Below are 6000 nucleotides of genomic sequence, written 5' to 3' on the forward strand. Positions count from 1 at the left end.
CAGAATCTTTAGACAAAATATTTATCTTCTGTGCTATTATATTAATTATCAGAATCAGCCAACTCATTTATCTACATGTAGATGATTTTTAATACGTATTGTTAAGGAATGTTTGCTGACTCATGTTAATAGTAAGTTGATGTTATGGAGGTTTGTTATGGGAAGTTTTTTTAATCGGATGACTCGGAAAGAGAATCCTACTATTTATCAAAATAAAGATGGGCATCTTAAACGCACGCTACGTGTACGCGACTTTCTTGCACTAGGTGTTGGTACAATTGTTTCTACATCTATCTTCACTTTACCAGGTGTTGTCGCGGCTGAGCATGCCGGACCTGCTGTTTCGTTGTCATTCTTATTAGCTGCTATTGTGGCAGGTCTTGTAGCCTTTACTTATGCAGAAATGGCATCTACAATGCCTTTTGCAGGATCAGCTTATTCATGGATTAATGTACTTTTTGGTGAATTATTCGGATGGGTTGCCGGTTGGGCGCTTTTAGCAGAATACTTTATTGCTGTTGCTTTCGTTGCTTCCGGCTTTTCTGCTAACTTAAGAGGTCTTATTGCACCATTAGGTATTTCTTTACCTAAATCATTATCTAATCCATTTGGAAGTAACGGTGGTGTCATTGATATCATTGCTGCTGTAGTGATTATTTTAACTGCATTACTATTATCACGCGGAATGAACGAAGCTGCTCGTATGGAAAATATATTGGTTATTCTAAAGGTGTTAGCCATCATTTTATTTGTGATTGTAGGGCTCACTGCGATAAATTTCAGTAACTATATACCATTTATTCCAGAACATAAGGTTACTGATACTGGTGACTTTGGAGGTTGGCAAGGTATTTATGCTGGAGTTTCAATGATTTTCTTAGCTTATATTGGTTTTGACTCTATTGCTGCTAATTCAGCTGAAGCGATTAATCCACAGAAGACAATGCCTAGAGGAATCTTAGGATCACTCATAGTAGCTATTGTATTGTTTGTTGCCGTAGCACTTGTTCTTGTTGGCATGTTCCACTACTCTCAATATGCTGATAATGCAGAGCCAGTAGGTTGGGCATTACGAGAAAGTGGTCATGGTATTATTGCTGCAATTGTTCAAGCAATTTCTGTTATCGGTATGTTCACTGCATTAATTGGTATGATGCTTGCAGGTTCACGTCTATTATATTCATTTGGACGAGATGGTTTACTCCCTTCTTGGTTAAGTCAATTAAATCACAAACATTTACCTAATCGAGCACTTGTCTTACTTACAATCATTGGTGTAGTTATCGGATCAATGTTCCCGTTTGCTTTCTTAGCACAATTGATTTCCGCAGGTACCCTTGTTGCATTCATGTTTGTGTCACTAGCCATGTATCGATTAAGAAAACGCGAAGGGAAAGATTTACCTAAGCCAGAATTTAAATTACCTTTATATCCTATTTTGCCTGCAATTACATTTATATTAGTATTGCTAGTATTTTGGGGATTAAGTTTTGAAGCTAAATTGTATACACTGATATGGTTTATTGTAGGTATAATTATTTATTTAATTTATGGAATTAGACATTCCAAAAAGAATGATGAAGAAGCGTATCAAGTACCTAGAGAATAAATGAAAGACCCATAGATTAAATTAAAATATAGGGAGTAGGACAACGAACTCGTTATGAATTCTGTCCCACTCCCTATATTAATATTGTTATTTAGTCTCGAGGCTTTGCTATTCATCTACTTTTTTCTTACCAACCTTGACCACTAATGTCATATTGATTTAATTCTCCTCTTTCCAACTTTTCAAGCGCCTGTTCTATTGTATCTAATGCTTTATCAAGTTGCTTATAGGTAATCACAAGTGGTGGTTGAAATCTTAAAACATTACCCGCAACTGCTATGATAATCACACCATTTTCAAAGCAGTAATTACATATCTTTAATGCTGCTTCAGAATCTCTAGTTTTCTCAATTTTATTTGATACTATGTCTATTCCAATTGATAATCCAATACCTCGAACATCACCTACATATTGGTAACGTTCTATCCATGAGTCTATTCTTTTTCTAACGTAACTCCCTTTTTTCCATGAAGCATTTAGTAAATCTTCATCTTCAATCATCTTTATCGTTGCTAAGGCTGCCTCACAACTTACAGGATTTGCACCAGTTGTAAATAAATGTGCAGGTGCTTCAAGACTTTCCATGATTTCTTTACGACCTACAATCGCTGACATTGGTAAACCTCCAGCTAATGACTTTCCAAATGTCATTAAATCTGGAGTGAAATGATAATGTTCTACGGAACTCCACTTTCCTGTACGACCTAATCCTTGTTGGATATCATCAACTGCAATAAGAATATTGTGAGCGTGGCAAAGCTCTTGTAATGCTTCAAAATAACCTGATACGGGTTCAAGTAAGCCACCATCACCTTGAATTGTTTCAACCACAATACATGCCACTTCTTCCGCAGGGACGTATTTTGCAAACATTTCTTTTAAAGGCGCTAAATATTCCTCAACCGTGTTAGGTTTAGCTTGCTCAAACATCCCCCTATACTTATCAGGAAAAGGTATATGGTAAAATCCATTAAGTAATGGTCCATAATGCTTACGCATATTCAAACTAATTGAAGACATCGATAATGAACCAAATGTTGAACCATGGTATGCATTGGTAAAACTTATGATGTATGGACGTCCTGTATACGCACGTGCAAACTTTATAATCCCATCATTAGCATCAGAGCCACTTAATCCGAAAGTAACTCTCTTCTCATAATTTCCAGGAGCAATGTCACATAATTTTTTTGATAATCGCACTAACGGTTCATGATACATATATGCTGGTGTATAATGAATGAATTTCTCAGTTTGGTTCTTAATTGCTTCGACTACTGGCTTCGGAGCATGACCCACATTTTGTGAACTTGCACTTGCTAATAAATCAATATAAGACTTACCCTCTATATCGATTAACGTGGCTCCATAACCATGATCAATAACTAGAGGATAATATTTAATCCGTCCAGAATGTGCAAAATAACGTTCATCTTCATCTATCAAATGACTAACTTTACTCATTGAGTTCCCTCCCAATAATGACTCTTTTTAATATAGCTATCTACATTTGAAGCTATAAAACTATCAACTGCTATCGTTTTAAAATAAATCAATACTAATAGGATAGTAATCAATATACTAACAATTTTCAGATTTGTAAATATTTTCTGATAATTAAAAATATTTTCGTTACGAATCTTTTGTGATAAAGAAATATATGTCCTTGAGGCTTAGAAGATATGTTTAAAGGGAATATAGAATAAAATATTTTACGGAGGATATTAATATGAATGGGTTAAAAATATTTTATCATTTATTATACGCAACCACGATTAGCGTGCTATTACTTATTTTAACTATATAAATGGATGTGTTACTACAAAACACACACTTAACTCAGTTATTACTCAATATTGATTTTTTAATCAACCCTGATGAAGTGCCAACAATTATCGAAGTACTGATTCATTTAAGTATCGGAATATTGATTTATATCACCTTTTTAATTATCTATCATTATTCAAAATTCTTGTATCGTCTAGCATACTTACCTTTAGTATTAATATTTGCTTTGATGTATCCACTTCTCGTTTTTCTTGCGCAACTCTCAATTTTTTTCTTTAGTTGGAACGAATTTGCATGGTGGTTAGTTGCACATCTTTTTTTCATTATTTTAATGGCGAGTTGTCTACCTATCATTTCGAAAAAAACTTTATGATTTTAAAACTCATATCTCAATGTCTTTTACATATTATAAAATAAATATTGGCAGTAGAAACATCATAGATAATTAGACTATGATATCTCTACTGCCCTATTAGTTATTCTGGCTCTCCATCTTCATCATACTTCGTTACTTCTCCATCTTTATCGATAATATAAGATCCTTCTAAATGACCTTCTTTATCTGTAAATGAGAACCCCCAACTACCATCACTATCTTTTTCTGGTTCTTTGTAAATATATGTGTCTGTATCTAATTGATGCCCTTCGTAGTCTTCAACTATATCGATAACATTACTTCGTGTCACCGTTACTTCATCAGAACTGCTTGATTGATTTTCCGATTCAGAAGTATCGTCTTCATCTTTTAAATTATCACCAACTGAAAATTCAGTCCTCATCATCTGACTTATCTTATTGATTTCACTTTCACTTGCGTTGTATAACTTAACTGTACGTGCATCATCTATAATGCGCTGAGATTCTCTTTTAGAGTAATCAGCGTCACGCCAACTCCCTTGAAAATGTGATGGTACATTATATATTGTAATTGTGCCATCTCCATTATTTTTATAATAAACTGAACCTGCTGCAGTAACACTTGCTGTTAACAATTCTGTTCCTTCAGGTAGTTTAGCTGATTCGTCTGGGTGATAGGGATCTAAAACTTTATTAGAAATATTTTGATGTACAATTTCTAAATCGTCAAAAGGAAGGTCACTATCACCTCTATAGCTATCTAAAGCAGTTAACCAAACTTGAGCATAGTATTTATTCGAATGGGTATCTTGTTGTGTGTCTTGCTGATTACCTCCTATTTGATTTCTACTTGTACTTGATTTTGAATCTCTGTTATTTTTATCCCCTGATTGTTGATCATCATTTATCGTTGAGCTTCCTTTATTATCACTATCTCCAAGACCACAACCGGCTAATATTAATACTGTAAACGCACATATCACTGCTAATTTCTTCAATTCAAATACTCCCCTACATTCTAATCTATTTAACACAACAAAATAAGCCACTTTATAAAATAATTATAAACTAACTATTTTTAAAAATGTACAACAATTTAACAGATTATTAAAACTTCGCTATTTACGAAGCAATACTTGACGTCTGTTTTACTGCTGTATCATTAGCAATGATTTATAATTATTAAGATTTTTAACGTATCTTAAAATTTGTATTTGAATTCTTTTAAACCACTATTATCTCGCAATCAAGGTGCTAAACTATAATCGTAAAGTAATTTAAATACATCATATATCATCAATTCGAAATGGGGTTATCAATGTGAAAAAGATTTCTCTAATTGCAACGACTGTATTAACAGGATTATTATTATTTCCAAGTGTCAATGACACAACGACACATGCAGCCGAAGTAACATCTCATGATGCACAAGCTGTAGCAATTCAAGCTATGAAAAATAGTGGTGGCAATCCGGACTTACAAAATTTCAAAAAAGTTAAGGATAAAGGGGATTATTTCACAATTGATATAAATAATAAATCTGGTGCTGGTGTCGGTACTTATAAAGTATACAAAAATGGTGTGGTGCTATATAAAAGTGGATATTATGGAGAATATAGTCAACTCAATTCACCACAATGCTATGTTGCACAAGATATTGCTACAACATCTTCACAAGTAAAACAACACTCTACTCGACAGACACAAGCAGTGGATAGCACACGTGAACTCAATTCATATTACGTAGGTCAAGTTCAATCTTCTGACTTACCACAACAAAGCTCATCTGATACGCTACCGAATACTGGTATGAAAGATAAAAATTTCAATACAAATGGTATAATAAGTCTATTTTTACTCACTGCTGGTTTCATTGCACTTTACCATCAACCTTTACGTAAAATGACATAGTTCTTTGAATATCATTTTGGGATGGTATGATGTTGCACCACGATGATGTCTGAATTCAGTCTTAGGAATTGTTTCTACAAAATCATTTGTGGGGATAAGAACTGAAGTATCCTTTGGTAAAGTAAGTTGAGTCATATTATAATCTTTATATATTAGGCACCTCGTTAAATTAGTTTAGTGGTATTTATTAAATTATACGAAAAGGGCCTTATTTTTTAAGTATTTCAATGTAAAATGTTATATAAACACAAAATATTTTGGCGATACTCTTGAGGGAACAGGACAAGCTGAAGACTACAAGATGAAGCTGTCCCCTAAGAAAGCGAGCCAACAA

At 33.7% G+C, this 6000-nt stretch carries 5 protein-coding genes and 1 pseudogene; 3 read left to right on the forward strand and 3 right to left on the reverse strand.

What is annotated here, in order from left to right; translation table 11 throughout:
- Window positions 1–157: 157 nt before the first annotated feature.
- Window positions 158–1609, forward strand: coding sequence for an APC family permease (locus HMPREF3058_RS03060; protein ID WP_002490588.1), 1452 nt, complete (start codon window positions 158–160; stop codon window positions 1607–1609).
- A gap of 127 nt (window positions 1610–1736) precedes the next feature.
- Here the strand turns inward: HMPREF3058_RS03060 and HMPREF3058_RS03065 are convergent, their stop codons facing one another.
- Window positions 1737–3074 (reverse strand): aspartate aminotransferase family protein, encoded by a 1338-nt coding sequence (locus HMPREF3058_RS03065; protein WP_002490874.1) that lies wholly within the window; start codon window positions 3072–3074, stop codon window positions 1737–1739.
- 265 nt (window positions 3075–3339) lie between these two features.
- On the opposite strand from HMPREF3058_RS03065, the pseudogene HMPREF3058_RS03070 reads away from it, so the two are divergent.
- Window positions 3340–3771 (forward strand): annotated as a pseudogene (locus HMPREF3058_RS03070) (hypothetical protein).
- A gap of 103 nt (window positions 3772–3874) precedes the next feature.
- On the opposite strand, the gene HMPREF3058_RS03075 reads toward HMPREF3058_RS03070, so the two are convergent.
- Window positions 3875–4753, reverse strand: coding sequence for a hypothetical protein (locus HMPREF3058_RS03075; protein WP_002499484.1), 879 nt, complete (start codon window positions 4751–4753; stop codon window positions 3875–3877).
- A gap of 322 nt (window positions 4754–5075) precedes the next feature.
- On the opposite strand from HMPREF3058_RS03075, the gene HMPREF3058_RS03080 reads away from it, so the two are divergent.
- Window positions 5076–5666 (forward strand): hypothetical protein, encoded by a 591-nt coding sequence (locus HMPREF3058_RS03080; RefSeq protein ID WP_002490894.1) that lies wholly within the window; start codon window positions 5076–5078, stop codon window positions 5664–5666.
- Here the strand turns inward: HMPREF3058_RS03080 and HMPREF3058_RS12085 are convergent.
- Window positions 5649–5801 carry a hypothetical protein gene (locus tag HMPREF3058_RS12085; protein ID WP_202595951.1) on the reverse strand — a complete coding sequence of 51 codons (153 nt, stop codon included), beginning with the start codon at window positions 5799–5801 and terminating at the stop codon, window positions 5649–5651. The two genes, HMPREF3058_RS03080 and HMPREF3058_RS12085, sit on opposite strands and share 18 nt — an antisense overlap.
- Between the last annotated feature and the right edge of the window lie 199 nt (window positions 5802–6000).

Source organism: Staphylococcus sp. HMSC068G11, from assembly GCF_001815825.1.
Classification (GTDB): domain Bacteria; phylum Bacillota; class Bacilli; order Staphylococcales; family Staphylococcaceae; genus Staphylococcus; species Staphylococcus epidermidis.